The following is a 26,922-nucleotide window of genomic DNA, read 5'->3' as shown; positions in this document are numbered from 1 at the left end:
GTGTCCGCCACGCCCCCCGCCGCGCCACCTCCTCCCTCCCCCCCACGCCGCTCCGGCTGGCCGTGGCTGCTGCTGCTTGCGCTGCTGGCGCTGGGCGCATGGCGCGCCATGGCCTGGTGGGAGGCCCGCGTTGCACCCGGCCCGGCGCCCGACAGCGACGTGCGCATCGAAGCACTCAATGACAGGATCAGTGCGTTGCGGGGCGACCTGCGTGCGCAGGCGCAACGCATCCAGCAGGCGGATGCGACCAACCGCGTGCTGCGCGACGAACTGCTGGGCATGGGCCAGCGCGCAGCGCTGATCGAGGACAGCATCGCGCGATTCTCGGACCCGGACCGGCATGGCGCGCAGGCGTTGCGGCTGGACGAGGCCGAACTGCTGCTGGGCATGGGCCAGCAACGGTTGCTGGTTGCAGGTGACCTCGATGGCGCCCAGCGTGCATACGCGCTGGCGGCTGGCGTACTGGCCGGGGTCGACGATCCCGCTTACATCGGGCTGCGCCAGGTGCTGGTGCAGGAGCGCACCGCGCTGGACGCGCTGGGCGACGATCCGCGCGTCAAGGCACTCGCGCAACTGCAGGCATTCACCGCGGCGCTTGAGTCACCGGTCGAAGCGGCTCCCGCCTCGGCGCCGGCCGCCGGCGCGCCATGGTGGCGCCGCGCGTTTTCCAATGTCTTTGACATCCAGCCTCGCCACCGCAGCCTGGCCGTACGCCCCGCCGACCGAGGCGACGCCATGGCGGGGCTGCAACTCGAGTTGACCCTGGCGCGCGCGGCCGCCGAGCGCCGGGACCGCGATGCCTGGCGCCAGGCGCTGGCCCGCGCCGATGCATGGCTGCAACGTTTGTGGGCGCCTTCGGCTGCACTGCAGTCGCGACGGGATGCGCTGAAGGCGCTCGCGGCGCTTCCGCTTTCACCGGAGCTTGCGACGCTGGGCAGCACACTCGAGCAACTACGTCAGTTGCGCAGCGTGCGCCCGGAGACCCGATGAACCTGTTCCGCAGCCTGTTGTTCTGGATCGTGCTGGCGCTGGTGGGCGCGCTGGTGGCGCAGCTCCTGGCGCAGGACCCCGGCCTGGTGGTGGTCAGCTACAACGACTGGACCTACGAGAAGTCGCTGGCCTACAGCCTGGTGCTGGCGGTGGCCGCCGTGCTGGTGGTGTGGCTGCTGTGGAAGCTGTTGACCGCACCGTTCGTGATGCTTCGTCGTCGACGCAAGAAGGCAGCGCGCGCCCGCCTGATCGAGGGCATGGAAGCGTCGCACCTGGGCCATTGGAGCCGCGCGGAGAAGTCGCTGGCGCAGACCGATGACGCCGAGGTCGGTTCGGTGGGCCATGTTGCCGCCGCGCAGGCAGCGGCCGCCCGCGGCGATGCCGCCTTGGCCCAGCAACACCTGGATGCGCTGGCGGTATCCCATCCCACGGCCCGCGCGGTCGCCCTGGCCGACCTTGCCTTGGACGACGATCGCCCGGCCGATGCGCTCAGCGCGCTGGACGCGCCCAACGCCCAACCGCTGCCGCCACGCGGGCTGGCCCTGCGGGCGGACGCACTGGCCAGGCTGGGCCGGGCCGGCGAGGCGTACGGATTGCTGGGCGCGTTGCGGCAGCAGGAAGCGATGCCGCAATCGCGCCTGGACAGCGCCGAAGCCACCTGGGCGGAAGCGGGCCTGCGCGAGTCGACCGATGCCAACGTGCTGGCCGACCGCTGGGAAGCGTTACCCACCCCGCTGCGTTCGCACCCGGCCACCGTCGCGGCCTACGCCGAACGCGCGGCCGCGCTGCGCTGGGAAGAGGCCGCCGCCAGCAGCATCGAGCATGCGCTGGACAAGAACTGGGACGAGGACCTGGCCGGGCTCTATGGCCGCCTGCCGATCGGACGGCTGGAATCGCGCCGCGAGCACGCCGAGCGCTGGTTGCAGTCGCATCCGGCCAGCCCCGGCCTGCTGGTGACGCTGGCGCGGCTGGCACGGGCCCAGGGCCAGTGGTCGCAAGCCGAAACGTACCTGCACCGCGCACTGGCGCAGGGCGCCAACAGCGACGCCTGGGAAGAACTGGGCCACGGCTTCGCCCAGCACGGCGACGAGGCCCTGGCGCGCCACAGCTACGCCAACGCGCTGCGCGCCACGCGCGGGGAGCCCATCACCGAACTCCCCGGCCGCGACGTGCGCGCGCGCATCTACGACGAGGCGGTGGTCGAGGAACGCGACGGCCACGGCGTTCCGCGGCTGCGCGATTCGTAACCGGTCGCAACCGGCGCGCTGGTTTGCTGGTTCGTATCGGTAATCGGCACCCGGGGCTGGAACCCCGGACCCGGGGTTCGAAACCCGCGTATCGGATTGGTATCGAGCCGCACCGGCGCCTCACGACCTCAAGGCAAGGCGCGCCAGAGGCCGGCCCCACGGAAGGTCGCGCCGGTCGCCTAGCGCTCGAGCATCGCCACCACGCCCATGCCGCCAGCGGTGCAGATCGACACCAGGCAGCGGCCACCCCCGCGGTCCTTCAGCGCCTTCGCGGCCGCGGCGACGATGCGCGCGCCGGTGGCTGCGAACGGGTGCCCGGTGGCCAGCGAGGAGCCGTTCGGATTGATCTTCGCCGGGTCGATGCGCCCCAGCGGGGCCGACAGGCCGAGCCGGTTGCGGCAGTACTCCTCGCTCTCCCAGGCGCGCAGGGTGCACAGCACCTGCGCGGCGAAGGCTTCGTGGATCTCGTAGATGTCGAAGTCCTGCAGGGTCAGTCCGTTGCGCGCCAGCATCTCCGGCACCGCAACGGTCGGCGCCATCAGCAGGCCCTCGCCATGGACGAAATCGACCGCCGCTACCTGCGCGTCGCGCAGGTAGCACAGCACTTCGTGGTCGTGTTTCTCCGCCCACTCCTTTGATGCCAGCAGGCAGGCCGAAGCGCCGTCCGTCAGTGGCGTCGAGTTGGCCGCGGTCAGGGTGCCGCGCCCCGAGGTCCGGTCGAACGCCGGCTTCAGCGAAGCCAGTTTTTCCAGGGTCGAATCCGGTCGCAGCACGTTGTCGCGCGCCACGCCGCGGAAGCTGACCACCAGGTCGTCGAGGAAGCCGCGCTCGTAGGCGGCGGCCAGCTTCTGGTGCGAGGCCAGTGCCCACTCGTCCTGGGAGTCGCGCGAGATGTTCCACTCCTTGGCCATGTCCTCGCAGTGCTGGCCCATGCTCTTGCCGGTGCGCGGCTCGGCCACGCCGGGGAACTCGGGCTTGAGCTCGCGCGGCGAAAACCCGCGGAACGCGCCCAGCCGGTCGCGCGTGGACTTGCCCGCCGCGGCCTGCAGCAACCGCCGTCGCAGCGACTGGCCGTAGACGATCGGCACGTCCGAGGTGCTGTCGCTGCCACCGCCGATGCCCGAGTCGATCTGGCCGACGGCGATCTTGTTGGCCACGGTGATGATCGAGTCCAGCGAGGTCCCGCAGGCACGCTGCAGGGTGATGCCCGGCGTCAGTGGCGACAGGCCCGACGACAACGCCGCCTCGCGCCCCAGGTTCCAGTCGCTGCTGTGCTTGATCACCGCGCCCATCGCGACTTCGCCCAGTTGCTGGCCGTGCAGTCCGAAGCGCTCGACCAGCGCGCCCAGCGTGCGTACCGACATGCCCAGGTTGCCGACGTCCGCGTAGGCGGTGTTCTGGCGGCAGAAGGGAATGCGAACGCCGCCAAGCACGGCGACGGGACGGGAAGGACGCATCGGATCACCTCGGGGGAGTGGGCGGGCAGCATGCCCGCAACCGCGTCGGGGCATAATGAGGACGAGTGTAGCGCTGGCCCCTTGCACGACCAAACGCCGGCGTATGCAACACCCCGCCGTACCCTCCTCGACCCCCGCCCCAGGCCGATGACCGCGACCCTTGCCGCTGCCAACGACACCGATGCCGTGCACGTGCTGGGTGCCCTTGCACTGGAGCTGCGCGGCGATGCGCAGGTCACGCGCGACACGCTGGCCTCCGGCGAGGTCGAATCCCTCGGCGCGCTGGTCGCCCGCGACCTGGCCTCGCTGGTTCCGGAAGCCGCGCAGCTCGACCTGGTGATGGTGGGCGCGCACTACGACCCGGTGGAACTGCTCCGCCCCGGTTGGCCGCTCCATCGCGAACTCGACCAGCTGTCGGCGCGCGCACCGGGCGTGGCCGGCGGGCGGGTGATCGCTTTCGGCGCGCACGAAGGCCGTTTGCCGGGCGTACTTTCACCGTCCCACGACCACGCCGGCGGCCCGCTGCGGCTGGTGCCTTTCATGCTGGGCGGGCAAGCCGCGCTGGCGGCAAGGGTGGGCCAGGCGTTCGAACTGCAGCTGCTTGAGCGGGGCATGGCAGCGGCCGACACCGCGCTGGCGGCGCAGGCGACCTTTGGCCTGCAGGTCGAGCATGCGCGCTACCTCACCGTGCACGACCTGGCGGCCATGACCGCCATGCAGTACGACCACGCGGGACTGGCGCCGTTGTGGCCGCTGCTGGAAGCCGCACTGCTGGAGCCGGCGTCGGAGGCGTGGCTGGACGCCCCGCCCGAGCCGCTGCTGCGTTACGTGGACGGCGAGGCGCGCATGGCGCTGTTCGCGCCGAATGCGTGGCAGGCGCGCTACGCGCCGCGTGAACCGTGCGATACCGACGACGCCCGCGCCCGCCTCCATCGCCGCCACCAGCATTTCGAGGCGCGCCAGCGGCAGATCGCCGCGGTGTTGCGGGCACACGCCGTGCCGGTGACGTTCGTGCATTGCGACCGCGACGCCGATTGCCGGCTGGCGCTGTAGGGCGCCGGCGCGGCTTCCGTTACGCCTACGCCGGTCCCATCACGTCCGTTCCGATCAGGTCCGTTCGAATGCCTCGGCCAGCAACCGGTAGCCGGCATCGTGCATCCCCAACGCGGCGTAGGTGCGCAGCGCCGCCTCGTTGTCCTGCTCCACGTACAGGCGCAGGCCCAACACGTCCGGCTCGGCCAGCGCCGCCTCGCGTACGTGCCGGTACAGCCCGCGGAAAACGCCTTGTCGGCGGTGGCCCGGATCGACATGCACGCTCTGTATCCACCACCACCAGCCGTTGCGCCAGTCGCTCCACTCGGTGGTCAGCATCAGCATGCCGACGGCCTGGCCGACCGTCTCGCGCCCACCCAGCACCGCTTCGCGCACGGCGACGAAATAGCGCGCCTTGAGCGGGTCGGCGATGCCCGCCGCGACCCCGCGCAGGACCGTGTCCGGATCCAGCCGCTTGTGTTCGGTTTCCCACGCCATGTCGGCGGCCCACCGGGCCAGCAGTGGCGCGTCGTCGGTCACCGCAGGCCGCACCCGCAGGGCACTGGCGTCGTTCACCGGCGGCCTCAGCCGGTGATATCGATGATGCCGCAGGCCACGCGGTCGCCGGCATTGCCGGACGGCTGGCTGCTGTAGTCGTCCGCGCGGGCGTGGACGACGACCGCGCGACCCCCCACGTCGTTGGCGGCGCCGCCGCCCAGCGTCACCCCGCGCGCCTCGACCCGGGCCTGGGCCACGCCCTGGCCGTTGGCCGCGATGTTGTCCATGTCGCCGCCGTGGTGGGTGGCCACGCCGACGCGCCCATGCGGGTGTCCGGCGGGGTTGAAGTGGCCACCGGCGCTGCTGGCGTCGGCGGCGGAGCAGTCGCCCCGCTCATGGATGTGGATGGCGTGGGTGCCGCCTGCGGTCAGGCCGCCAACTTCGCCGGCGATGCGCACGCCGTACGCGGTCGGCACCAGGTTGAGGGTGCCACTGACCAGGCTTCCCGACGCCGGCGTCAGCACCACGCGCGCGGATTTCGCGGTGGACACGGCGGGAGCCGGGGGCGGCGATACCCTGGACGAGGTGGAGGGGACGGCGGCGCAGCCGGCCATGGCAACGGTGCAGGCGGCGGCAAGCAGGGCGGTCTTCATGGCGACTCCGTCGTTCCAGGGTGGGCGGCGTACGCTAGCGGACGGCGGGTTCAGTGCCGGTGAATCCGACGCGACGCAACACCCGCCGTGCAAGCCGATGCAGCCGCTGCGGTGCTCCGGCTAATCGGACGTGCGTCGCCCGCGGCCGGCCGGCTTGAGTTTGCGCGTCAGCGTGTTGCGGCCCAGCCCGAGCCGCGCCGCGGCTTCGGCGCGACGGCCGCCGGTATGCGCCAGCGCCGCTTCCAGCAGGATGCGTTCGACGCGCCCGACCACGGTGCCGTGCAGGTCACCCGCGCCCTCCGACAGCTGCGACCGCACCCAGGCATCCAGCCCCGAGGCCCAGTCGCCAGTGGCCCGTGCTGGCGGCGCGGAACCCAGCGCGGCCTCCACGTCGTCGGCATCGAGCCGATCGCCCGGCGCCAGCGCGGCCATTCGCCAGCACAGGTTCTCCAACTCGCGCACGTTCCCCGGCCACGGGTGCGCGCGCAGCCGCGCGACGGCGTCGGGTCCAAGCTGCTTGGCCGGCGCGTCGAAGCGCCGCGCGGCCAGCGCCAGGAACCGCTCGGCAAGGCGCTGGATATCATCGCCGCGCTCGCGCAGCGGCGGCACGTGCAGACGCACCACGTCCAGCCGGTGCAGCAGGTCCTCGCGGAAGCGGCCGTCCGCCACGCGCACCTGCAGGTCCTGGTGGGTCGCGGCGATCACGCGCACGTCGACGCGTATCAATTCGCGCCCGCCGACCCGGAAGAACTCCCCTTCCGCGAGCACCCGCAGCAGCCGCGTCTGCAGCGGCAACGGCATGTCGCCGATCTCGTCCAGGAACAGCGTGCCGCCATCGGCCTGCTCGAAGCGGCCGACGTGGCGACGCTGGGCGCCGGTGAATGCACCGGCCTCGTGGCCGAACAGCTCCGACTCCAGCAGTTCGGCGGGGACCGCGGCGGTATTGAGCGCCACGAACGGGCGTTGCGCGCGCGGCGATTCGCGGTGCAATGCGCGCGCGACCAGTTCCTTGCCGGTGCCGGTCTCCCCGGTGACCAGCACCGACAACGGCGCCTGCGCCAGCCGGCCGATCGCGCGGAACAGCTGGCGCATCGCCGGCGTGTCCCCGACCAGGCGGTCGGCTTCGACGTCGCCGCCTTCGCTGCTGGCGGTGTCGGCCACCGCGTCCCCGGCGGGACGCTGCAACGTGCGCTCCGCCAGCGCCACCGCCTCGTCCAGGTCGAATGGCTTGGACAGGAATTCGTGCGCACCGCCACGGAACGCACCGGCGGTACTGGCGACATCGGTGTAGGCACTCATCACCACCACCGGCAACGCGGGCAGGCGCTGCTTGAGCTTGTCCAGCAGCACCAGTCCGTTGTCGCCCGGCATGCGGACATCGGTGAACAGCAACGCCGGCGCCCCGCGTGAATCCAACGCGTCGAGCGCATCGCCGGCACTCTCGAATGCTTCCACCGCGTAGCCGGCCTGGCGCAAGGCGGCGCTGAGCACGAAACGGATGCTGCGGTCGTCATCGACGATCCAGATGCACGGTGTCATTCGAGCGTCTCCTGGCGTGCACCGGGCGTGCTTGCGGCGAACGTCGTGCGGTTCATCCGGCCTGCCCCGGTGCCTGCATCGGCAGCAACAGCGTGAACACGGTGTGGCCCGGCCGCGATCGATAGGCCAGCGACCCGCGGTGCTCGCGTGCCACCTGTTGCGCCAGCGCCAGGCCCAGGCCGCTGCCCTCGGCGCGACCCGACACCAGCGGCAGGAACACCCGCTCGGCCAGCTCGTCGGGCACCCCGTGGCCGTCGTCGATGATGTCCAGGCGCAAGGCGACCGGGTGGGCGACGTCGCCGATGCGCAGGCCGTGCTCGGCGCGGGTGCGCAGGGTCACGGTGCCGGCGCCGGCCTCGATCGCGTTGCGCGCCAGGTTCCAGACCGCCTGCACCAGGCGGTCGGCGTCGCCGGTGAACTCCGGCAGGCTGGGGTCGTAGTCGCGCACCAGCCGCACCGCCCAGCCGGTGTCGTTCTCGGCCAGGCGCAGCACCCGCTCCAGCACCGCATGGATGTTCAGCGCGGCATGCGGCCGCGGCGGCGACGGCACCAGCAGCTGGTCCAGCAGGGCGCCCAGCCGCGCGACCTCCTCGTCGATCAGCGCCACCAGCTCGCGCGATTCGGCATCGTCGATCCGCCGGCCCAACAGCTGCGCCGCGCCCTTCAACCCGGCCAGCGGGTTGCGCAACTCATGCGCGAGCCCCTTGAGCGACGCCGACAGCGCGGCGGGCAGCAACAGCGCGGGGTCGTCGCCGGGGAACTCGTCCACGGGATGGGCTTCCAGCAGCCAGCCCTCCTGCGTCGCGGCCAGCCAGAGGTCGGCGAAGCGCTCGCCGGCATCGGGGTACTGCAACCGCACGCGGCGGATGCGCACGGGTGCGCTGTCGATGCCGGTCCTCGCCAGTGCCGTCACCAGCCGCGCATCACCGCCGCCCAGTTCGGCCAGCGGCCAGCCCGCCAGCCGCCGCGCACTCACGCCCAGCCAACGGGAGAACGCCTGGTTGCCCCCCGCGAGGCGCCCGTCCAGCCCGGCCCAGGCCAGCGGCGTGGCCAGGCCATCCAGGTCCGGTGCGGACGGGGCGGCTGCGGGCGGGGCGGGGTCAGGCGGCATTGCACCATGTTAGTGCAGCCGGCCGCGGCCGCATTGCTAGACTTTTCCGATGGACCAGACCCTGCTTGCGCGCGCCCGGCAATTCCTCCCACGCGGGCGCATCGACCTGGCCCTGCAGGCGCTGGCGCCCGCCCTCCAGGCGGTGCCGGTGCCCGCCGAATCGCTGAAGCTGCTGGCCCGTCTGGCCCTGCACCAGCAGCTCATGCCGCTGGCCAAGCAAGCCCTGCAGCGCGCCATGGCCGAACTGCCCGACGACCCCGAGACCCATGCGCTGGTCGCCGCGGCGGCGCGCATCCAGGGGCAACCCGACGCGCTGGAGGCCGCCGCCCGCCGCGCGCTGGCGCTGGACCCGGGCCACCCCGTCGCCGCCGCGCTGCTGAGCGAACACCTGCGCGATCGCCTGCGCCTGGGGGAGGCCCGTGAGGTCACCGACGCATGCCTGGCCGTCCGCCCGGATGACTACGGAACCCGCCTGGCGCGCGCCGGCCTGCAGATGTTCTCTGGTGACGCCGCTGCCGCGATGGCCGATGCCGATGTCGCCCGCCAGCAATCGCCCTCGCTCCAGGCGCGGCAGGTGGCGTGCATGGCATCGCTTTATGTCGACCGCCTCGACGCGCGGCAGGTGATGGCGCGGCACCTCGAGGTGGGCGCCTCGATCCCGCCGCTCACGCTCCCCCTCGCGCCGCGGCGCCCGTATGCGCCGGGGCACCGCCCATTGAGGATCGGACTGCTTTCGCCCGACCTGCGCCGGCATCCGGTGGGCAGTTTCATCGCGCCGCTGCTCGCCGGTCTGCCGCGCCCGCGCACGCACGCGATCTGCTTCAGCGATGCCGCCCCCGACGATGCCAGCCGCCGCCTGCAGGGCTTTGCGGATACGTGGCACGACACCCGCGCGCTGGACGACACGCGCGTGTTCCGGTTGATCCAGTCCGAAGCGATCGACGTGCTGGTCGACCTGGCCGGCCACACCCATGGAAGCCGTCCCGCGCTGCTGGCCAGCCGCACCGCGCCGCTGCAGGTGGTCTACCTGGGCTACCTGCACGACACCGGCATGGCCGGTTGCGATGGCGTGGTCGGGGACGCGCTGACGCTGCCTTCCGGCACGGCCAGCGCGCGCGCGCCGCTCCGGCTGCCGGGTTGCTTCCTGTGCTTCGAACCCGCGCCGGACGCGCCCCCGGTTTGCGAGCGGCCCGCGGCCGGGGAGGTGGTGTTCGGCAGTTTCAACCACCTGGCCAAGCTCTCGCCCGACACGGTGTCGCTGTGGTCGGCGCTGGTGCAACGAGTGCCCGGGTCCCGCCTGGTGCTGTGCGCGCTGGGCCTGCAGGACGAGAGCGTCCGGCGCGGGGTGCGGGCGCGCTTTGCCGCCCACGGCGTCGGCGACGGGCGGCTGGAGCTGCGGGCGCCGGTGACGGACCCCGCCGCGTTCCTGCGCCAGTACGACGACATCGACATCGCGCTGGACCCGCTGCCATTCAACGGTGGCACCACCACGCTCCAGGCCTTGTGGCAGGGCGTTCCGGTGCTGAGCTGCCCGCGGGACACGATGGCCTCGCGCAGCGGCGCCTCGATCCTGCATGCGGCCGGCCTCGGCGACTGGGTGGCAAGTGGCGGCGCGGATTTCATCGCCCGTGGGGAACGCCTCGCCTCGGACGCCGGCCTGCGCGCCACCCTGCGCGCCACCCTGCGCGCGAGCATGCGCGAGCGGATCCAGGCGGCCGGCCTGACCGATGGCCCCCGGTTCGCGCAGGGCTTCGTGGCGCTGCTGGAGTCGACACTGCTGGCCCGCAACGCGGGTTGAGCATCACTCCATGCGCAAGGTCGCATCGCCCGAGAACGTCTCGATCTCGATGCTCGCATCGCCGCTGCCGTAGCGGTGGCGCAGGCTGGACCCGGGGCCGTGGCGCGGGCGCTCCACGTTCGCGCCGGGCGCATCGATCGAGCCGCTGAAACTCTCGGCGCTGACGCGGGCCGAGGTGTCGCGCGGCAGGCGCAGTTCCAGGTCGCCGCTGACGCTTTCCATCCTGACCTCGGCGCCTGTGGCCAGTGCCGTGGAGACCTGGACGTCGCCTGACACGGTGGCGCCGGAGAACTCCCGCAGGCGGCTTTCGAGCACGTCCACCCGGGCATCGCCGGACACGGTCTCCACGTCGACTTCGCCGTCCATCCGGCCGGCCAGCCGGATGTCGCCGCTGACGGTGTCGAGCGCGACATCGGGGCTGTTGAGGGTGAGCTGCTGGTCGCCGCTGACGGTCTCGATGCCGGCCTTGCGCGGCGCGCCCACCACCGTGACATCGCCGCTGACGCTGTCGATGGACAACTCGCGCGAGGCCACGCCCCGGACGTCGATGCGCGCGGCGACGCCGTCGATGTCCAGCGCTGCCTGCAGCGGCACCATCAGGCGCAGCTCGGTGGGTTCGCTGCGGTCACGCCCGCCCCACCCGCCGACCCGGTTGGGGTACTTGACCCGCACCTGCAGCGAACGGCGGTCGCCGTCGATCGAAAGCCGCTCCGCGCCCGCGCCGAGCTGCCCCTGGATCCGCACCTCCGGGCGGTCCCAGGCGCGCACTTCGATCAGGCCCTTGAGGTTGTCCACCTGCAGCCGGCCGTCGGCATCCAGCGGGCGGGTTTCGTCGATGGGGGTGGCGGCCAGCGCCGGCCATGCGGCCACCAGGGCCAGAGAGAACAATGCGGTGCGGATCATGGAGGAATCTCCGGTCAGGTCAGGTCAGGGCGGCGCGCCGTGACAGCGCGAGGCGGCGTGCGTAGGTGCGGCGCAACTGCTGCAGCAGCAGTGCCGAGTCGGGGTCGCGCTGCAGGGCGGCCAAGATCTGCGCGGCGTTGCGATCCAGCTCGGCCAGCCCGGGTTGCAGCGCGGGGGTGACGCGCGCGCCACCCACTTCCGACAGCGCGGCCCGGTACTCGCGGACCAGGCCCCCGGCCTGCATCCGCACATCCCCCGGCGTACTCGCGCCCGCGGTGGTCTCGGGCGCCGGGGGGGGCGCGAGCACCTGCCAGACGCCAATCGCGAGCACGCCGGCCAGGGACGCGGCCAGCGCCAGTGGCAGCATCCAGCGGGCGGTCGCCCGGCGCCGGCGGGCGGGCACGGCGACGTGCCCGGGGGCGGCGATGCGGCCGGCGATGCGGTCCCACGTCGCCGCGGGCGGTGCCACGTCGCGGCACAGCGTACGCAGGGACGCGCGCAGTGAATCGGAGAGCAGGGGGGTGTCGTCGGGTGTCTTGCAGGTCATTCTCGTGCTCCCAGCCGGTCGCGCAGCAGGCGCCGCGCGCGGTGCAACTGCGCCTTTGAACTGCCCACCGCCATGTCCAGCTCGGCGGCGATCTCCTCGTGGGTCCAGCCTTCCACGTCGAACAGCACCAGCACCGCACGGGCGCGTGGCGGCAGCGTCGCCACCGCACGCTCCAGGTCCATCGCCAGCGCGGTGCCGTGGCCGGCCGAGTCCGGCGTGCCCAGCACGTCGAACGCGCTGTCGTCGTCCTCGCCCGGGCGGCTGCGCTGGCGACGCAGGTCCATCAGCGCGGTGTTGACCGCCAGCCGGTGCAGCCAGGTCGAGAACGCGGACTCGAACCGGAACCCGGGCAACGCCTGCCATGCACGGACGAACGCGTCCTGGGTCAGGTCCTCGGCGCGGGCGCCATGGCCGCCCACCAGCCGGCCGATGACGCCATGCACCCGTCCGGCATGCCGTCGGTACAAGGCTTCGAACGCCGCGACCTCGCCGCGGGCGGCCGCGCCCACCAGTGCCCGATCCTCGGCGTCGGCCGGCAGGGTCTGGGGTGCGTAGTCGGCCACGGCGGTGAGCATAGCCAGTCCGATGCAGCGGTGGCGCGGAAGGTTTAAGCCCGGCGACGCTCGCGCCGCGCACGCACCCGTTTCGCAAACGGAACAGGCCCGGATCGCTCCGGGCCTGCGGGTCGTGCCTGTGGCGGGCGGTACGCCTCAGATCGCGTAGTACATCTGGTACTCGAGCGGGTGGGTCGCGGCGCGGAACGCGGTGACTTCCTTCATCTTCAGGCCGATGTAGGCGTCGATCATGTCGTCGGTGAACACGCCGCCGGCCTTGAGGAACTCGCGGTCCTTGTCGAGTGCTTCCAGCGCCTGGTCCAGCGAGTGGCACACGGTGGGGATGTTCTTTTCCTCCTCCGGCGGCAGGTCGTAGAGGTCCTTGTCGGACGGCGCGCCCGGGTCGATCTGGTTCTTGATGCCGTCCAGGCCCGCCATCATCAGCGCGGCGAAGGTCAGGTAGCCCGACTGCATCGGGTCCGGGAAGCGGAACTCGACCCGGCGCGCCTTGGGGTTGGACACGTACGGGATGCGGCAGCTGGCCGAGCGGTTGCTGGCCGAGTACGCCAGCATCACCGGCGCCTCGTAACCGGGCACCAGGCGCTTGTAGCTGTTGGTGGTGGAATTGGTGAAGGCGTTGAGCGCGCGCGCGTGCTTGAACACGCCGCCGATGTACCACAGCGCCATCTGGCTCAGGCCGCCGTAGCCGTCACCGGAAAACAGGTTGGTGCCGCCCTTGGCCAGGCTCTGGTGCACGTGCATGCCGCTGCCGTTGTCGCCGACGATGGGCTTGGGCATGAAGGTCGCGGTCTTGCCGTTGCGATGGGCCACGTTCTTGATGATGTACTTCATCATCATCAACTCGTCGGCCTTGCGCACCAGCGAGTTGAACTTGGTGCCGATCTCGCATTGGCCGGCGTTGGCGACCTCGTGGTGGTGGACTTCGACTTCGATGCCGACCGCCTCCAGCGTCTTGCACATCTCGGCGCGGATGTCGTGCAGCGTGTCCAGCGGGGCGACCGGGAAGTAACCACCCTTGACCCCCGGGCGATAGCCGGTGTTGCCACCCTCGTACTCGCGACCGGAGTTCCACGCGGCCTCTTCGGAGTCGACGTGGAAGAAGGTGTGCCCCATGTCGTTGGCGTAGCGCACCGAGTCGAAGATGAAGAACTCCGGCTCCGGCCCGAAGAACGCCTGCTCGGCGATGCCGCTGGCCTTGAGGTACGCCTCGGCGCGCTTGGCCACGCCGCGCGGATCACGCGAATAGGCCTGCATGGTCGAGGGGTCGAGGATGTCGCAGCCCAGCACCAGGGTCGGGTCGGCGGTGAACGGGTCCAGGAATGCGGTCGAGGCGTCGGGCAGCAGCACCATGTCCGACTCGTTGATGCCCTTCCAGCCGCTGATGGAGGAGCCGTCGAACATCCGGCCGTCTTCGAACAGCGTGTCGTCGACGATCGACGCCGGGTAGGTGACGTGGTGCTGGACGCCCCGCATGTCGGCAAAACGCAGGTCGACGAACTCGACCTTGTGGTCCTTGATCAGCTTCTCGATGGTCTCGCTGGACATGCAGGCAACTCCGCGGGGTGATGGGATGCAGTAGAGCAACGCAAGCATCGTGCCAGCCAGACCCCCACTGCAACCGGTTGATTCTTATGAAGTGCTTCTCCGCACCGTTGCGAAAGCGCACCAACATGGCGCATGCCCTGACCCGGACGCACCCGGGTGGTGCGCACCGGAACGTCTACACTCGCAACCGGCCCGCGCCGGCGGCCGCCACCCGTGCAACCGCGCATGCGCAGGAAGTCCAAGGCCACTTCGATCGATATCGCCCACCGGGCCGGGGTGTCCCAGGCCACGGTTTCACGGGTCCTGAGTGGCAGCCCGCTGGTCAACGCCCAGACCCGCGAGCGGGTCGAGGCGGCGGTGCGGGAGCTGAACTACAAGGTCGACCGGCACGCCTCCAGCCTGCGTACCCAGCGCGCCGGCACGCTGGCGCTGCTGCTGTTCGAGGACCCCACGCCGGACGACTCGCACATCAACCCGTTCTTCCTGTCGATGCTCGGCTCGATCACCCGCGCCTGTGCGCGCCACGGCCACGACCTGCTGGTGTCGTTCCAGCAGCTGTCGGACGACTGGCACGCCGACTACGAGGACAGCATGAAGGCCGACGGCCTGATCCTGCTCGGCTACGGCGACTACCTGGCCTACCGCGGCAAGCTGGAAACGCTGGTCGAGCAGGGCACGCGTTTCGTGCGCTGGGGCGCGGTGCTGGAGGGCCAGCCCGGTGTCTCGATCGGCTGCGACAACCTGCTGGGCGGGCGCCTGGTGGGCGAACACCTGGCCGCGCTCGGCCACCGTCGCATTGCATTCCTCGGGGATGCCTCCAGCCACTACCCCGAGTTCTACGACCGCTACCGGGGCTGCGATGCGGCCCTGCAGGCCGTCGGCGCCGCCATGGACCCGGCGCTGCAGGTGGACGCGGAGAGCTCGGAGGAAGCCGGCTTCGCAGCCGCGCGCACGCTGCTCGCGCGCAAGGTCCCCTTCGACGCGGTGTTCGCCGCCAGCGACCTGATCGCCATCGGCGCCATGCGCGCGCTGTCGCAGCACGGCCTGCGCGTACCCGATGACGTTGCCGTGGCTGGCTTCGATGACATCCCCATGGCCCGCTTCGCCCAGCCCGCGCTGACCACCGTGTTCCAGGACACCTCGCGTGCCGGCGAACTGCTGGTGGAGTCGCTGGTGCGGCAGGTCCGCGGCGAACCCGCCGAGAGCACCACCCTGCCGGCCACCCTGGTGGTGCGGCGCTCGACCGGGGCGTAGCGGCCGCGATCTCCAGGACCTTTGTAGGAGCGACGTGAGTCGCGACCCCCGGCATCCGGCGTGTAACGCGACTCGCCGACTGCTGGTCGCGACTCACCTCGCTCCTACAGGCGTGTGACGAGGGACCACCTGGCTCCCGTCGGAGCGGCTTCAGCCGCGATCACCAACCGGTGGCCGATACGGCGTTCTCAATCCCTGCCCGTCACCGCCTCCAATGCCGCCACCAGCGCCGGCTCCGTTACTGGTCCGTCCCGCACCCACACCTCGACGCCGTGCGCCGGCACCGTCGCCGTCAGCGTGCCGCCGGTCGCCACCTGTCGTGTGACACCCGACAGCGCCGCCCGCCACGTGCCCGCCTGCAGCATCGCGTCGATCGCGAACGCAGCGGGCGCATCGCCCTTGTTGAGCAACACCAGCGCGACCTGCGCGGTGTCGCCGTCCTGAAGCACGCGGTAGAAGGCCGCGCGGTCGCCGGCCAGCTCCACGTTGAGCTGCACGCCGCGCTGCAACGCCGGCGTGGTGCGACGCACGCTGGCGATACGGGTCAGTGCCTGGTGGATCGGATGGTCGGCCGCCGCGTCCACGCGCGCCTGGCCGAAGTAGTTGCGGTTGCCGGCGTGTTCGGCACGGCCGCGCATGAAGCCGGTCTCCGAGCCGTAGTAGACGACCGGGATGCCGCGCGCGGTGAACAGCCAGTGGTGGGCGTCGATGAAGCCTTCGTCCGAGGCATCCATCCGTGCCATGTCGTGGTTGTCGTAGAACGTCGCCAGCGCGTAGGGGTTGGCATACGGCCCGTCGACCAGGTGCAGGGTGGGGGCGAGGCGCTCGAAGCCGACGCGCTTGCGGCCGAACACCTCGTCCATCGCCTGCTTCATCGGGAAGTCGAGCACGCTGACCCCGCCGTTGGCCGGCAACGTGTGCGCGGCGATCGCGGCCGCGTCGTAGTCGAAGGCCTCGCCGAACATGAAGAAGCCCGGGTGCCGGCTACGGATGCGCTGGGTGAAAGCCTTCCAGAACGCGTGCGGCATCCAGGCGATGGTGTCGATGCGGAACGCGTCCGCGCCCTGGTCGATCCATTGCTCGTACGCGCCCGCCAGGTACTCCAGCACCGCCGGATTGGCGGCATCGAAGTCGCCCAGCTGCGCCAGGTTGCCGTCGAAAATCGACCCGGTCGCACCGTCCACCGGACCGGTGGCGTTGAAGAACGCATGAAGCGGATTGCCGGCGGGGTCCAGTTGCGTGGGGTGCAGGTTCTGGTGGTCGGCGATGACACTGCCATCGGGTCCATGGACCTCGCCGAACTTGGGCTGGTCGTGCGTCATGGAATACGCCGGCGAACCGTGGTTGCCGACGATATCCAGCACCAGCTTCATGTCGCGCGCGTGCACCGCGTCGGCCAGGCCGCGGAAGTCCAGTCCGGCGCTGGGCAGGTGCTCGTCCAGCCGGAAGAAATCGACGCCCCAGTACCCGTGGTAGCCGGTCTTGCCGCGGTCGCTCAGCATGGTGCCGCAGCCGGGCTCGCTGCCGCCGGTGAACGCCTCGTCCGGGTTGTCGACCACCGGGGTGATCCACACGGCGCCAAAACCCATGCCGCGGATGTAGTCGAGGTTGTCGACGATGCCGCGGAAATCCCCGCCCAGGTAGCCGACGTTGCCGGCCACGCCGTCGCAGGGCTCCAGCGGGCGGTCGAAGGTGCGGTGCCGCCCGCCCTGGTCACGCTGGTCATTGGACGCATCGCCGTTGACGAAGCGGTCGGTCACCACGAAGTACACCGCGTGCGCGGCGAACGGCTCGTCGGTGCCGACGTAACGCGCCTGGGTGGGCGGGGCCGTGCCCGCGCTGGAGGGTGCATGCGCACATGCGCCCAGCGCGGATGCAAGGACCACTGCGACGACGACGGGCAGGAGGCGGGGGCGGCGGAGGGACATGGGCGGTTCCAGGGGCGGAAGTCGGGCGTAGTGGCGGAGCCGGTTTCTCAGCGGGTTGACAGGCCATGCCCCGGGCCATTCGCGGCAGGCACTGCCACCGGGGCATCGGCAGGCTCGCGAACGCGCAGCACGCACAGCCCCGCCACGACCAGGCTGATGCCGCCGATCGCCAGCGCGTTGACCGGCGCACCGTCCAGGAACGTCTTGAGCAGGAACCCGAGCAGGCTGGCGGCGACCAGCTGCGGGATCACGATGAAGAAGTTGAAGATGCCCATGTACACGCCCATCTTGCGTGCCGGCAGGCTGTCCGACAGCAGCGCGTACGGCAGCGACAGGATCGACGCCCAGGCAAAGCCCACCCCCACCATGGACAGCAACAGCCACGCCGGCTCGCGGATCCACAGGAACGACAGCAGCCCGATCCCGCCCAGGGTGACGTTGACCAGATGGCTGATGCGCAGGCCCAACCGGCGCACCATCCACGGGATCGCGATCGCCGCCAGCGCGGCGAACCCGTTGTAGGCGGCAAACAGCACGCCGACCCAGTTCGCGCCGGCGTTGTAGGCCGCCGACGTGGTGTCGGTGCTGCCGTAGTGCACTTCCGTCACCGCGCCGGTGGTGTAGATCCACATCGAGAACAGTGCGAACCAGCTGAAGAACTGCACCACCGCCAGTTGCCGCATCGCCTGCGGCATGTCCTGCAGGTCGTCGAGGATGGAGGTGAACGCATTGCCGCCGGAGAACGCGGTGCGCAGCAGCAGCGCGATGCCGTAGGCCGCGATGAGGCCGGCCAGGATGTACAGCTGCCGGTCCAGCGCGAACACCGCGATCAAGGCCGCGCCGGCGCCGCCGGCCAACAGCCACGCCGATCCCGTGCGCCGCGCGCGTGACGGGTCCAGCGCACGGTGCACCAGCGGCGGGGCTTCGTCCCAGGCATGCAGTTGGGCCGGGGTGTATTCGCGCGTACGCAGCACCGTCCAGCCCACCGCCAACACCAGCACCGCACCGCCGAAATAGAACGCATAGCGCACGGTGTCGGGCACCTCGCCGGGCCCGGCGGTGTTGGGCACGCCCAGGCGCTCCAGGATGAAGGGCAGCATCGAGGCGATCACCGAGCCCACGCCGATGAAGAAGCTCTGCATCGCGTAGCCGCTGGGGCGCTGGCGCACCGGCAGCTGGTCGCCGACGAACGCGCGGAACGGCTCCATCGCGATGTTGATGGAGGCGTCCAGGACCCACAGCGTGCCGGCCGCGATCCACAGCGCCGGCGAGTTGGGCATCACCAGCAGCGCCAGCGTCGCCAGCACCGCGCCGACCAGGAAGTACGGCCGCCGCCGGCCCAGCCCGGTCCAGGTGCGGTCCGACATGTAGCCCACGATCGGCTGCACGATCAGCCCGGTGAGCGGGGCGGCGATCCACAGCAGCGGGATCTGGTCCATGTCCGCGCCCAGCGTCTGGAAGATCCGGCTGACGTTGGCATTCTGCAGCGCGAAGCCGAACTGGATGCCGAGGAAGCCGAAGCACATGTTCCAGATCTGCCAGAACGACAGCTGCGGTTTGCGGGTCATGCGGGGGTCCTTTGCGGGGTGCGGCGCCGGCGCGGACGGGCGGGCGCGGCCGGGGATGGCGGCCATCCTAGTGAGCCATCGCACTGCACCATGGCCGGTGCAAACGTATTCACCGCTTGCCGGGCCCGGCCATGCGCGTGTGCACCTGCACACCGTGGAATAGTCCGCGTTCGAACGGACCGGGTCGCGCAATGGCAATGACGACACACTGGTGGCACGGCGCGGTGATCTACCAGATCTACCCGCGCAGCTTCCTGGACACCAACGGCGACGGCGTGGGCGACCTGCCCGGCATCGTCGAGAAGCTCGACCACGTGGCCAGCCTCGGGGTGGACGCGATCTGGATCTCGCCGTTCTTCAAGTCGCCGATGGCCGACTTCGGCTACGACATCGCCGACTACCGCGCGGTCGATCCGCTGTTCGGCACGCTGGAGGACTTCGATCGGTTGCTGGACAAGGCGCACGGGCTGGGCATCAAGGTGATGATCGACCAGGTGCTGAGCCACACCTCCAGCCAGCACGCGTGGTTCCTGGAAAGCCGCGAGAGCCGCGACAACCCCAAGGCCGACTGGTACGTGTGGGCCGACCCCCGGCCCGATGGCACCCCGCCCAACAACTGGCTGTCGATCTTCGGCGGCGTTGCGTGGAAATGGGAGCCGCGGCGCGAGCAGTACTACCTGCACAACTTCCTGGCCACCCAGCCCGACCTCAACTTCCACTGCCCCGAGGTGCGGCAGGCCACGCTCGACAACGTCGACTTCTGGCTGTCACGCGGGGTGGACGGGCTGCGGCTGGACGCGATCAACTTCTGCTTCCACGACGCGCAGCTGCGCGACAACCCGCCCAAGCCCGCGCACCTGCGGGTGGGCCGCGGCTTCAGCGCCGACAACCCGTATGCGTACCAGTACCACCACTTCAACAACACCCGCCCGGAAACGCTGGTGTTCATGGAGCAGCTGCGCGCACTGATGGACCGCCACCCCGGCTCGGCGGCGCTGGGGGAGTTCTCCTCGGAGGATTCGCTGGCGACGATGGCCGAGTACGTGGGCGACACCCGGCTGCACATGGGTTACAGCTTCGAGCTGCTCACCGACGACTTCACCGTCGGCTACATCCGCGACACCGTGGAGAAACTGGAAGCGCGGATGCCGCACGGCTGGCCGTGCTGGGCGATCTCCAACCACGACGTGCGTCGCGCGGTCACCCGCTGGGGCGGCGAGGACCCCTCCGACGACCTGGCCCGGCAGCTGGTGGCGCTGGTGTGTTCGCTGCGCGGATCGGTGTGCCTGTACCAGGGCGAGGAGCTGGGGCTGGACGAGGCCGAGGTGCCGTTCGAATCGCTGCAGGACCCGTACGGGGTTTCGTTCTGGCCCAAGTTCAAGGGCCGCGACGGCTGCCGCACCCCGATGCCGTGGGCCAGCGACGGGCAGGCCGGCTTCAGCCCCGCGCCGCCGTGGCTGCCGATACCGGCTGGGCATCGCGCACGCAGCGTGCAGGCGCAGGAGGCCGACGCCGGCTCGGTTCTGAACACCACGCGGCGCTTCCTGCGCTGGCGCAAGCACCACCCCGCGCTGGTCCACGGCGACATCGCGTTCGTTGACACGCCCGAACCGGTGCTGGCCTTCACCCGCTCGCACGGTGCGCAACGCCTGCTGGTCGCGTTCAACCTGTCGGCCGAGGCGGCCGGGTGCGACCTGCGCGGCCTGGCGCCCGCCGCCCCGCTGGAGGACCACGGCCTGCCCGCCGGCCATCTCGAGGGCGACCGGTTGCACCTGCCGCCGCGCGGCGTGTTCTACGCCTCGCTGGGGTGATCGCGGCCGGGCCGACGCCGACCTGCTCAGGCCATGCCGGCCGCGCAATGGCGGGCGATGAACTCCCCGTGCGATGGCATCTGGCCGGCACAGGCCTCCAGTACCTTGCGCACCCCCGCCAGCATCGCCTCGGCCTCGCTGTCGTCCAGCAGGTCGACCATCGGGTGGTAGCCCGCCGGCAGCACGCCCTGCCCGATCAACACCTGGATCCAGCTGCTTTCGGTGAACAGCTCCTCGTGCTCGCGGAACACGCGTCCGTTGCGTCGGAACAGTTCGATCTTGTGGGCCAGCGTGTCGGGGATCGACATCGCCCGGCAGTCACGCCAGAACGGTTCGTCGCGCCGGTTGGCCCAGTAGTGCAGCACCAGGAAATCGCGCGAGCGGATGTACTCGAACTGCACCTGGCGGTTGTACTCGTCGATCTCCACCGGGTCGAAACCGGCACGGGGGAAGAAGCTCACCAGCTTGGACAGGCTGGCCTGGATGAAATGGATGCTGGTCGACTCCAGCGGCTCCATGAAGCCGCTGGCCAGGCCCAGCGCGACGCAGTTGCGGTGCCAGAAGCGCTTGCGCATGCCGGTGGTGAAACGCAGCGCGCGCGGATCGGCCTGTGGAGCGCCGTCCAGGTTGCCCAGCAACGTGCGCGCGGCCTCGTCGTCGTCGATGTGCGCGCTGCTGTAGACCATGCCGTTGCCGGTGCGGTGCTGCAGCGGGATGCGCCACTGCCAGCCGGCGCTGCGCGCCGTCGACCGCGTGTAGGGCGTGAGCGGGCCCGCCGGTTCGCACGGCACCGCCATGGCGCGGTCGCACGGCAGCCAGTGGGTCCAGTCCTCGTAGCCGGCGTGCAGCGCCTGCTCGATCAGCAGGCCGCGGAAGCCCGAACAGTCCAGGAACAGCTCCCCCTCGACCACGCGGCCGTCGTCCAGCACCACCGATTCGATGAAGCCGTCCTCGCCGCGCAGGCGCACGTCGCCGATGGTGCCTTCCACGCGTGTCACGCCGCGCGCCTCGGCCAGGCCGCGCAGGTACCTGGCGTACAGCCCGGCATCGAAGTGGAAGGCGTGGGCGACGTTGCCGAGGGGCGAGTTGGCGATGTCGGCGCCGCGCATGAACCGGTTCTGCCAGCCGGCAACGGCGTTGAACACGTAGCGATCCAGCTCCGCCGCGCGTCCGGCCTGGCGCGACTTGAGCCAGTACTGGTGGAACGGCACCGCGCCCAGCGGGCGACCCCCGATCGCGCCGAAGGCGTGCATGTAGCGGTGGCCCGGCCGCAGCCAGTCGACGAATTCGATGCCGAGCTTGAACGTGCCCTGCGTCTTGCGCATGAACTCGTTCTCGTCGATGCCCAGGGTGGCATTGAACAGGCGGATCTGCGGGATCGTCGCCTCACCCACGCCGACCGTACCGATCAGCTCGGATTCCACCAGGGTGATCTCCAGCGCGCCCCCCATCAGCCTGGACAGCATCGCCGCAGCCATCCAGCCGGCAGTCCCGCCACCGACGATCACGACCCTGCTGATCCGACCGGCTGCGCCCCGTCCCTCGTCCATCGTCCCTCCCCGTGCCACGCCAGGATCCGGCGCGGGCGCCAGCCTAGGGCAAAACACCCGCCGTGCGCGCGAGGCGTGCACCGCCTCCAGCCAGGAATTCGTATTCATGCCCGCTGACCCTCGCCTGTTCCGATTCGCCACCTCGACCTGGCTGCTGGCCGCCCTGCTGGCCGCGCCGCCGGTCCACGCCGGCGACGCCCATGCAGCGCTCGCCGACTGCGATAGCGACGAGGTCGGCCGGGTACTGGCCCCGGCCGCCGCCACCGACACCGCGGCGCGCGGGTACTGGCTGGACCGCCACCGGATCGCCTGGCCCGGTGCCCCGATGCACGGGAACTTCGTGCTGCACCACTCCGCCCACGCAAGCGTGGTCGCCACGCCCGGCCTGCCGGTGAGGGGAAGCGACGCGCGCTGGCCGCTGGTGCGCGACGCCGCCCCGCTGCCCGAAGCGCTGCGCCGGCGCTTCGCCTTCATCGGCGACGGACCCCGGCTGCGCCTGCAACTGGCCGACGACGCGATCCGCACGCTCCTGCGTGGCGAGCTGGTACTGACGCAGGAGGACGAACGGGGCCGCGTTGTACGGAGCACCCGGCTGCAACACCCGGGCGCGCTCGACGACCTGTATGCGGCCGCGGCGGCCGGGCACGCGCCCCCGCTGGGCCCGCTGCTCGGCGAGCACGCGTCATCCCTGCGCGTGTGGGCGCCAACGGCGCGCGAGGTGTCGGTGTGCCTGTACGACACTGTCGATGGGCCCGCGACCGCGCGCCTGCCGCTGGTGCGCGAATCCGCCACCGGCGCCTGGACGAGGCATGTCGATGACGATCTTTCCGGACGCGCGTACACCTACCTGGTCGACGTGGTGGTACCGGGCACCGGCGTGGTGCGTAACCGCGTGACCGATCCCTATTCTGTGGCGCTGACTGCCAACAGCATGCGCAGCGTGTTCTTCGACCTCGACGCTGACGACCTCAAGCCCGCGGGCTGGGACGGCCACGACCGCCCCGCGCCGCTGGCATCGATGGTCGACATGGCGATCTACGAGCTGCACGTGCGCGACTTCTCGCGCGACGACGCCAGCGTGCCGGCCACGCATCGCGGGACCTACACCGCGTTCACGCAGGCGGATAGCCACGGCGTGCGCCACCTGCGCGCCCTGCGCCAGGCGGGCATCACCGACATCCACCTGCTGCCGGTGTTCGACCTGGCCACCGTTCCGGAGTCGGTCTGCATCGAACCGGACGTGCCCGCGGCCGCGGCCGACAGCGAGGCGCAGCAGGCCGCGGTGATGGCCGTCGCTGCCGACGACTGCTTCAACTGGGGCTACGACCCGTACCACTTCAATGCGCCCGAGGGCAGCTTCGCCACCGACGCGACCGATCCCGCCGTCCGCATCCGCGAGTTCCGCGCCATGGTGCAGTCGCTGCACGCACACGGCCTGCGCGTGGGCATGGACGTGGTCTACAACCACACCACCGCATCCGGGCAGTCGCCGCGCTCGGTGCTGGACCGCGTCGTCCCCGGCTACTACCACCGCCTCGATGCGAACGGCGCGGTCGAACGCTCGACCTGTTGCGACAACACCGCGACCGAGCACGCGATGATGGCGCGGCTGATGATCGACTCGGCCGGGCTGTGGGTCCGCCACTACGGCATCGACTCGTTCCGCTTCGACCTGATGGGCCACCAGCCGCGCGAGGCGATGCAGCGCCTGCAGGCGCGGGTGGATGCCGCGGCAGGCCGCCGCGTCGAGCTCATCGGCGAGGGCTGGGACTTCGGCGAGGTGGCCGGCGGCAGGCGCTTCGTGCAGGCCTCGCAGGGCTCGCTGCAGGGCTCGGGCATCGCCACCTTCAGCGACCGTGCACGCGATGCGATCCGCGGCGGCGGCCCTGCCGACAGTGGCAGCGCCCTGTTCGTGCAGGGCTACGCCAACGGCCTGCACTACGCCGACAACGGCCGCGGCACCGGGGCCACCCGCAGCGACCTGCTGCACGCGGCCGACCTGGTCCGGGCGGGGCTGGCCGGCACGCTGGCCGGTTACCGCATGGTGGCCGCCGACGGCACGGACACGCCGCTGTCGGGGCTGGACTACAAGGGCCAGCCGGCCGGGTACGCCGCGCAGCCGGCCGAGGTCGTGAACTACGTCGAGAACCATGACAACCAGACCCTGTTCGACATCAACGTGTTCAAGCTGCCTGCCGGTACGTCCGCGGCCGAGCGTGCGCGCGTGCAGGTGCTGGCGCTGGCACTGAACGCCTTCAGCCAGGGCATCGCCTACTTCCACGCCGGCGGCGAGCTGTTGCGCTCCAAGTCGCTGGACCGCAACAGCTTCGATTCCGGCGACTGGTTCAACCGCATCGACTGGACCGGCCGGACCAACCACGTGGGCACCGGCCTGCCGCCGGCGAACACCAACGAGAAAGACTGGGACCTGATGCGCCCCCTGATGCGCGATGCCGCCATCTCGCCGACGCCGGCGGACATCGCCTTCACCCGCGACGCGTTCCTGGACCTGCTGCGCATCCGCGCCAGCAGCACCTTGTTGCGGCTGCGCAACGCCGAAGACGTGGCCCGGCGGTTGCGATTCCACAACACCGGCCCCGACCAGAATCCGGTGGTCATCGTCGGCGAGATCGACGGCCGCGGTTACGAAGGCGCGAACTTCCAGGCGCTGCTGTACCTGGTGAACGTGTCGCCGGATGCACAGACGGTGGTGATCCCCGCACTGGCCGGGCGCGACTGGTCGTTGCACCCGGTGCATCGGGAGCCCGGTTCCGCCGACGACCGGCCGTACGACACCCGCTACGACATCGACTCCGGCCAGTTCGACGTGGCGGCGCGCACCGCGGTCGTCCTCGTCATCGACTGACAAGCCACCACGGGAACCCAGCGCATGCGCTTGCCTGCCCTTAGCCTCCTCGCCCTCGCCCTGGCCTCGCCGGTGGCCCAGGCCGAAACCGTTGCCACGGTGACATCGCCCAACGAGGTGCTCAGCGTCGAGCTGGACCTCAGCGAGGGTCGCCTGGCCTACCGTGTACTGCGCTTCGGCGAGCCGGTGATCGAGGATTCGCGCATGGGTTTCCGGCTGCGTGGAAGCGGCACCATCGAGCGCAACCTGGCGCTCGCCGGTACCGCCACGGCGACGCACGACGAAACCTGGGAGCAGCCCTGGGGCGAGAACCGCTTCGTGCGCGACCACCACCAGGAGCTGCGCGCCAGCTTCCGCGAAACCATCGCCCCGCATCGCACGTTCGATGTCGTGTTCCGGGTGTTCGACGACGGTGTCGGCTTCCGCTACGCCTTCCCGGAGCAGGCGGCCATGGCCGAGGCCGTCATCGATGACGAACTCACCGAGTTCGTGCTCGCCGAGCCCGCCACCGCGTGGTGGATCCCGGCGGGCGAGTGGAACCGCTACGAGTACCTCTACGACGCCACCCCCGTCGAGCAGGTCACCGCCGCGCACACGCCGATGACCCTGCGCACCGGCGACGGCCTGCACATCGCCATCCACGAGGCGGCGCTGGTCGACTACTCGGGCATGTGGCTGCGCCGCGCCCAGGGGCGCCGCTTCCGCACGCAGCTCTCGCCTGCCTCGGAGGGCTGGAAGGTCAGGCGCACGCTGCCCTTCCAGACGCCGTGGCGCACCATCCAGATTGCCGACACCGCGCCGGCGCTGTACGCCTCGTCCGACCTGATCCTCAACCTCAACGAACCCAACCGGCTGGGCGACGTCAGCTGGTTCCAGCCGGCCAAGTACATCGGCATCTGGTGGTCGCTGCACCTGGAGGCCGAGAGCTGGGCCACCGGTCCGAAGCACGGCGCGACCACGCGCAACACGAAGCGCTACATCGACTTCGCCGCCGAGCACGGCTTCCGCGGCGTGCTGGTGGAGGGCTGGAACCCGGGCTGGGACGGGCAGTGGTTCGGCAACGGCTACGACTTCGACTTCACCCGGGCGACGCCCGACTTCGACATCGAGGCGCTGGGCGCCTACGCGAAGGCGCGCGGGGTGCACCTGATCGGCCACCACGAGACCGGCTGCGCGGCCAGCCACTACGAGGACGGGATGGACGCGGCGTTCGCGATGAACGGCCGGCTTGGCACGGACGTGGTGAAAACCGGCTACGTCTGCGATGCCGGCCAGGTCGAACGCCGGCTGCCAGACGGCAGCGTCGCGCGCGAGTGGCACGACGGCCAGTGGAACGTGAACCACCACCAGCGGGTGCTGGAGGCGGCGGCCAGGCACCGCGTGGCGATCAACGCGCACGAACCGGTGAAGGACACCGGCCTGCGCCGCACCTACCCCAACGCGGCCAGCCGCGAGGGCGCGCGCGGGATGGAATACGGCGCCTGGGGCAACCCGACCAACCCTCCCGAGCACGAGGCCGAACTGCTGTTCACCCGCATGCTGTCGGGGCCGATGGACTTCACCCCCGGCATCCTCAGCCTGCAGGGCCGTGGCCAGGCCATCCAGACCACGCTGGCCAAGCAGCTGGCGCTGTTCGTGGTGATCTACAGCCCCGTGCAGATGGCGGCCGACCTGCCGGAACACTACGAACGGCACATGGACGCGTTCCAGTTCATCAAGGACGTACCGGCCGACTGGGCGAAGACGCGCGTGTTGATGGGCGAGATCGGCGACTACGCCGTGGTCGCCCGCCAGGACCGCGACAGCGACGACTGGTACCTGGGCGCAGTGACTGACCAGCACGGCCGCGCGCTTCAGCTGCCGCTGTCGTTCCTGGCGCCGGGTCGACGCTACACCGCGCAGGTTTACCGCGATGGCCGCGGCGCGCACTGGAAGACGGACGCGTTCGCGTTCGAACGCGAGACCATCGAGGTCACCAGTGCCGACCAATTGCCCCTGCGACTGGCGGCCGGGGGCGGGCAGGCGATCCGGTTCATTGCGCATTGACCGG

The 26,922-nt window shown here is 71.0% G+C and carries 20 protein-coding genes; 8 read left to right on the top strand and 12 right to left on the bottom strand.

The window, feature by feature from the left end:
- Both ACJQWL_RS12390 and ACJQWL_RS12385 read left to right on the top strand, forming a co-directional pair.
- Positions 1–990 (top strand): uroporphyrinogen-III C-methyltransferase, encoded by a 990-nt coding sequence (locus ACJQWL_RS12390; RefSeq protein WP_330968911.1) that lies wholly within the window; start codon positions 1–3, stop codon positions 988–990.
- Positions 987–2,237 (top strand): heme biosynthesis protein HemY, encoded by a 1,251-nt coding sequence (locus ACJQWL_RS12385; RefSeq protein ID WP_330968912.1) that lies wholly within the window; start codon positions 987–989, stop codon positions 2,235–2,237. Before ACJQWL_RS12390 ends, ACJQWL_RS12385 begins: the two co-directional genes overlap by 4 nt.
- Before the next feature lie 179 nt (positions 2,238–2,416).
- On the opposite strand, the gene ACJQWL_RS12380 is transcribed toward ACJQWL_RS12385, so the two are convergent.
- Positions 2,417–3,694, bottom strand: coding sequence for an acetyl-CoA C-acetyltransferase (locus ACJQWL_RS12380; protein WP_330968913.1), 1,278 nt, complete (start codon positions 3,692–3,694; stop codon positions 2,417–2,419).
- A gap of 147 nt (positions 3,695–3,841) precedes the next feature.
- Here ACJQWL_RS12380 and ACJQWL_RS12375 point away from each other — a divergent pair, with 147 nt between their 5' ends.
- On the top strand, positions 3,842–4,747 hold the full coding sequence (locus ACJQWL_RS12375) for a hypothetical protein (protein ID WP_330968914.1): 906 nt from the start codon (positions 3,842–3,844) through the stop codon (positions 4,745–4,747).
- Between the two features lie 54 nt (positions 4,748–4,801).
- Here ACJQWL_RS12375 and ACJQWL_RS12370 read toward each other — a convergent pair whose 3' ends face one another.
- From ACJQWL_RS12370 to ACJQWL_RS12355, 4 genes are all read right to left on the bottom strand, one after another.
- Positions 4,802–5,302, bottom strand: coding sequence for a GNAT family N-acetyltransferase (locus ACJQWL_RS12370; RefSeq protein WP_330968915.1), 501 nt, complete (start codon positions 5,300–5,302; stop codon positions 4,802–4,804).
- A gap of 8 nt (positions 5,303–5,310) precedes the next feature.
- Complete coding sequence (locus ACJQWL_RS12365; RefSeq protein ID WP_330968916.1) at positions 5,311–5,877, bottom strand: superoxide dismutase family protein; 567 nt, start codon at positions 5,875–5,877, stop codon at positions 5,311–5,313.
- A gap of 120 nt (positions 5,878–5,997) precedes the next feature.
- Positions 5,998–7,416 carry a nitrogen regulation protein NR(I) gene (gene ntrC, locus ACJQWL_RS12360; RefSeq protein ID WP_330968917.1) on the bottom strand — a complete coding sequence of 473 codons (1,419 nt, stop codon included), beginning with the start codon at positions 7,414–7,416 and terminating at the stop codon, positions 5,998–6,000.
- Positions 7,417–7,468: 52 nt separating this feature from the next.
- Positions 7,469–8,527, bottom strand: a complete 1,059-nt coding sequence (locus tag ACJQWL_RS12355; protein ID WP_330968918.1) for a two-component system sensor histidine kinase NtrB — start codon at positions 8,525–8,527, stop codon at positions 7,469–7,471.
- A 49-nt stretch (positions 8,528–8,576) separates the two neighbouring features.
- Here ACJQWL_RS12355 and ACJQWL_RS12350 point away from each other — a divergent pair, with 49 nt between their 5' ends.
- Complete coding sequence (locus ACJQWL_RS12350) at positions 8,577–10,325, top strand: O-linked N-acetylglucosamine transferase, SPINDLY family protein (RefSeq protein ID WP_330968919.1); 1,749 nt, start codon at positions 8,577–8,579, stop codon at positions 10,323–10,325.
- 3 nt (positions 10,326–10,328) lie between these two features.
- Here ACJQWL_RS12350 and ACJQWL_RS12345 read toward each other — a convergent pair whose 3' ends face one another.
- From ACJQWL_RS12345 to glnA, 4 genes are all read right to left on the bottom strand, one after another.
- Positions 10,329–11,228, bottom strand: coding sequence for a DUF4097 family beta strand repeat-containing protein (locus ACJQWL_RS12345; protein ID WP_330968920.1), 900 nt, complete (start codon positions 11,226–11,228; stop codon positions 10,329–10,331).
- A 19-nt stretch (positions 11,229–11,247) separates the two neighbouring features.
- A complete protein-coding gene (locus ACJQWL_RS12340) occupies positions 11,248–11,775 on the bottom strand; it encodes a hypothetical protein (RefSeq protein WP_330968921.1) in 528 nt (175 codons plus the stop codon).
- The gene (locus ACJQWL_RS12335) at positions 11,772–12,350 is read right to left on the bottom strand and encodes an RNA polymerase sigma factor (protein WP_330968922.1); all 579 of its coding nucleotides are present in this window, start codon (positions 12,348–12,350) and stop codon (positions 11,772–11,774) included. The genes ACJQWL_RS12340 and ACJQWL_RS12335 overlap by 4 nt, the downstream gene beginning before the upstream one ends.
- Positions 12,351–12,485: 135 nt before the next feature.
- On the bottom strand, positions 12,486–13,895 hold the full coding sequence (gene glnA / locus ACJQWL_RS12330) for a type I glutamate--ammonia ligase (protein ID WP_330968923.1): 1,410 nt from the start codon (positions 13,893–13,895) through the stop codon (positions 12,486–12,488).
- Positions 13,896–14,120: 225 nt separating this feature from the next.
- Here glnA and ACJQWL_RS12325 point away from each other — a divergent pair, with 225 nt between their 5' ends.
- Complete coding sequence (locus ACJQWL_RS12325) at positions 14,121–15,149, top strand: LacI family DNA-binding transcriptional regulator (RefSeq protein WP_330968924.1); 1,029 nt, start codon at positions 14,121–14,123, stop codon at positions 15,147–15,149.
- A 188-nt stretch (positions 15,150–15,337) separates the two neighbouring features.
- On the opposite strand, the gene ACJQWL_RS12320 is transcribed toward ACJQWL_RS12325, so the two are convergent.
- Both ACJQWL_RS12320 and ACJQWL_RS12315 read right to left on the bottom strand, forming a co-directional pair.
- Positions 15,338–17,077: an alpha-amylase family glycosyl hydrolase gene (locus tag ACJQWL_RS12320; RefSeq protein WP_330968925.1), complete on the bottom strand. Its 1,740-nt coding sequence runs from the start codon at positions 17,075–17,077 to the stop codon at positions 15,338–15,340.
- Positions 17,078–17,124: 47 nt separating this feature from the next.
- Positions 17,125–18,645, bottom strand: a complete 1,521-nt coding sequence (locus tag ACJQWL_RS12315) for an MFS transporter (RefSeq protein WP_330968926.1) — start codon at positions 18,643–18,645, stop codon at positions 17,125–17,127.
- Positions 18,646–18,842: 197 nt separating this feature from the next.
- Here ACJQWL_RS12315 and ACJQWL_RS12310 point away from each other — a divergent pair, with 197 nt between their 5' ends.
- Positions 18,843–20,456, top strand: a complete 1,614-nt coding sequence (locus ACJQWL_RS12310) for an alpha-glucosidase family protein (RefSeq protein ID WP_330968956.1) — start codon at positions 18,843–18,845, stop codon at positions 20,454–20,456.
- Between the two features lie 26 nt (positions 20,457–20,482).
- On the opposite strand, the gene ACJQWL_RS12305 is transcribed toward ACJQWL_RS12310, so the two are convergent.
- Entirely contained in the window at positions 20,483–22,006 is a 1,524-nt protein-coding gene (locus tag ACJQWL_RS12305) for a tryptophan halogenase family protein (protein WP_330968957.1), read from the bottom strand.
- 106 nt (positions 22,007–22,112) lie between these two features.
- Between ACJQWL_RS12305 and ACJQWL_RS12300 the strand changes: the two genes are divergently transcribed.
- Positions 22,113–24,872, top strand: a complete 2,760-nt coding sequence (locus tag ACJQWL_RS12300; RefSeq protein WP_330968927.1) for an alpha-1,6-glucosidase domain-containing protein — start codon at positions 22,113–22,115, stop codon at positions 24,870–24,872.
- Positions 24,873–24,896: 24 nt separating this feature from the next.
- Positions 24,897–26,918 carry a glycoside hydrolase family 97 protein gene (locus ACJQWL_RS12295; RefSeq protein WP_330968928.1) on the top strand — a complete coding sequence of 674 codons (2,022 nt, stop codon included), beginning with the start codon at positions 24,897–24,899 and terminating at the stop codon, positions 26,916–26,918.
- The last annotated feature ends 4 nt before the right edge of the window (positions 26,919–26,922 follow it).

This window comes from Novilysobacter viscosus, from assembly GCF_046600715.1.
Classification (GTDB): Bacteria; Pseudomonadota; Gammaproteobacteria; order Xanthomonadales; family Xanthomonadaceae; genus Lysobacter_C; species Lysobacter_C viscosus.
This window is presented reverse-complemented; position numbering and strand designations above follow the sequence as displayed.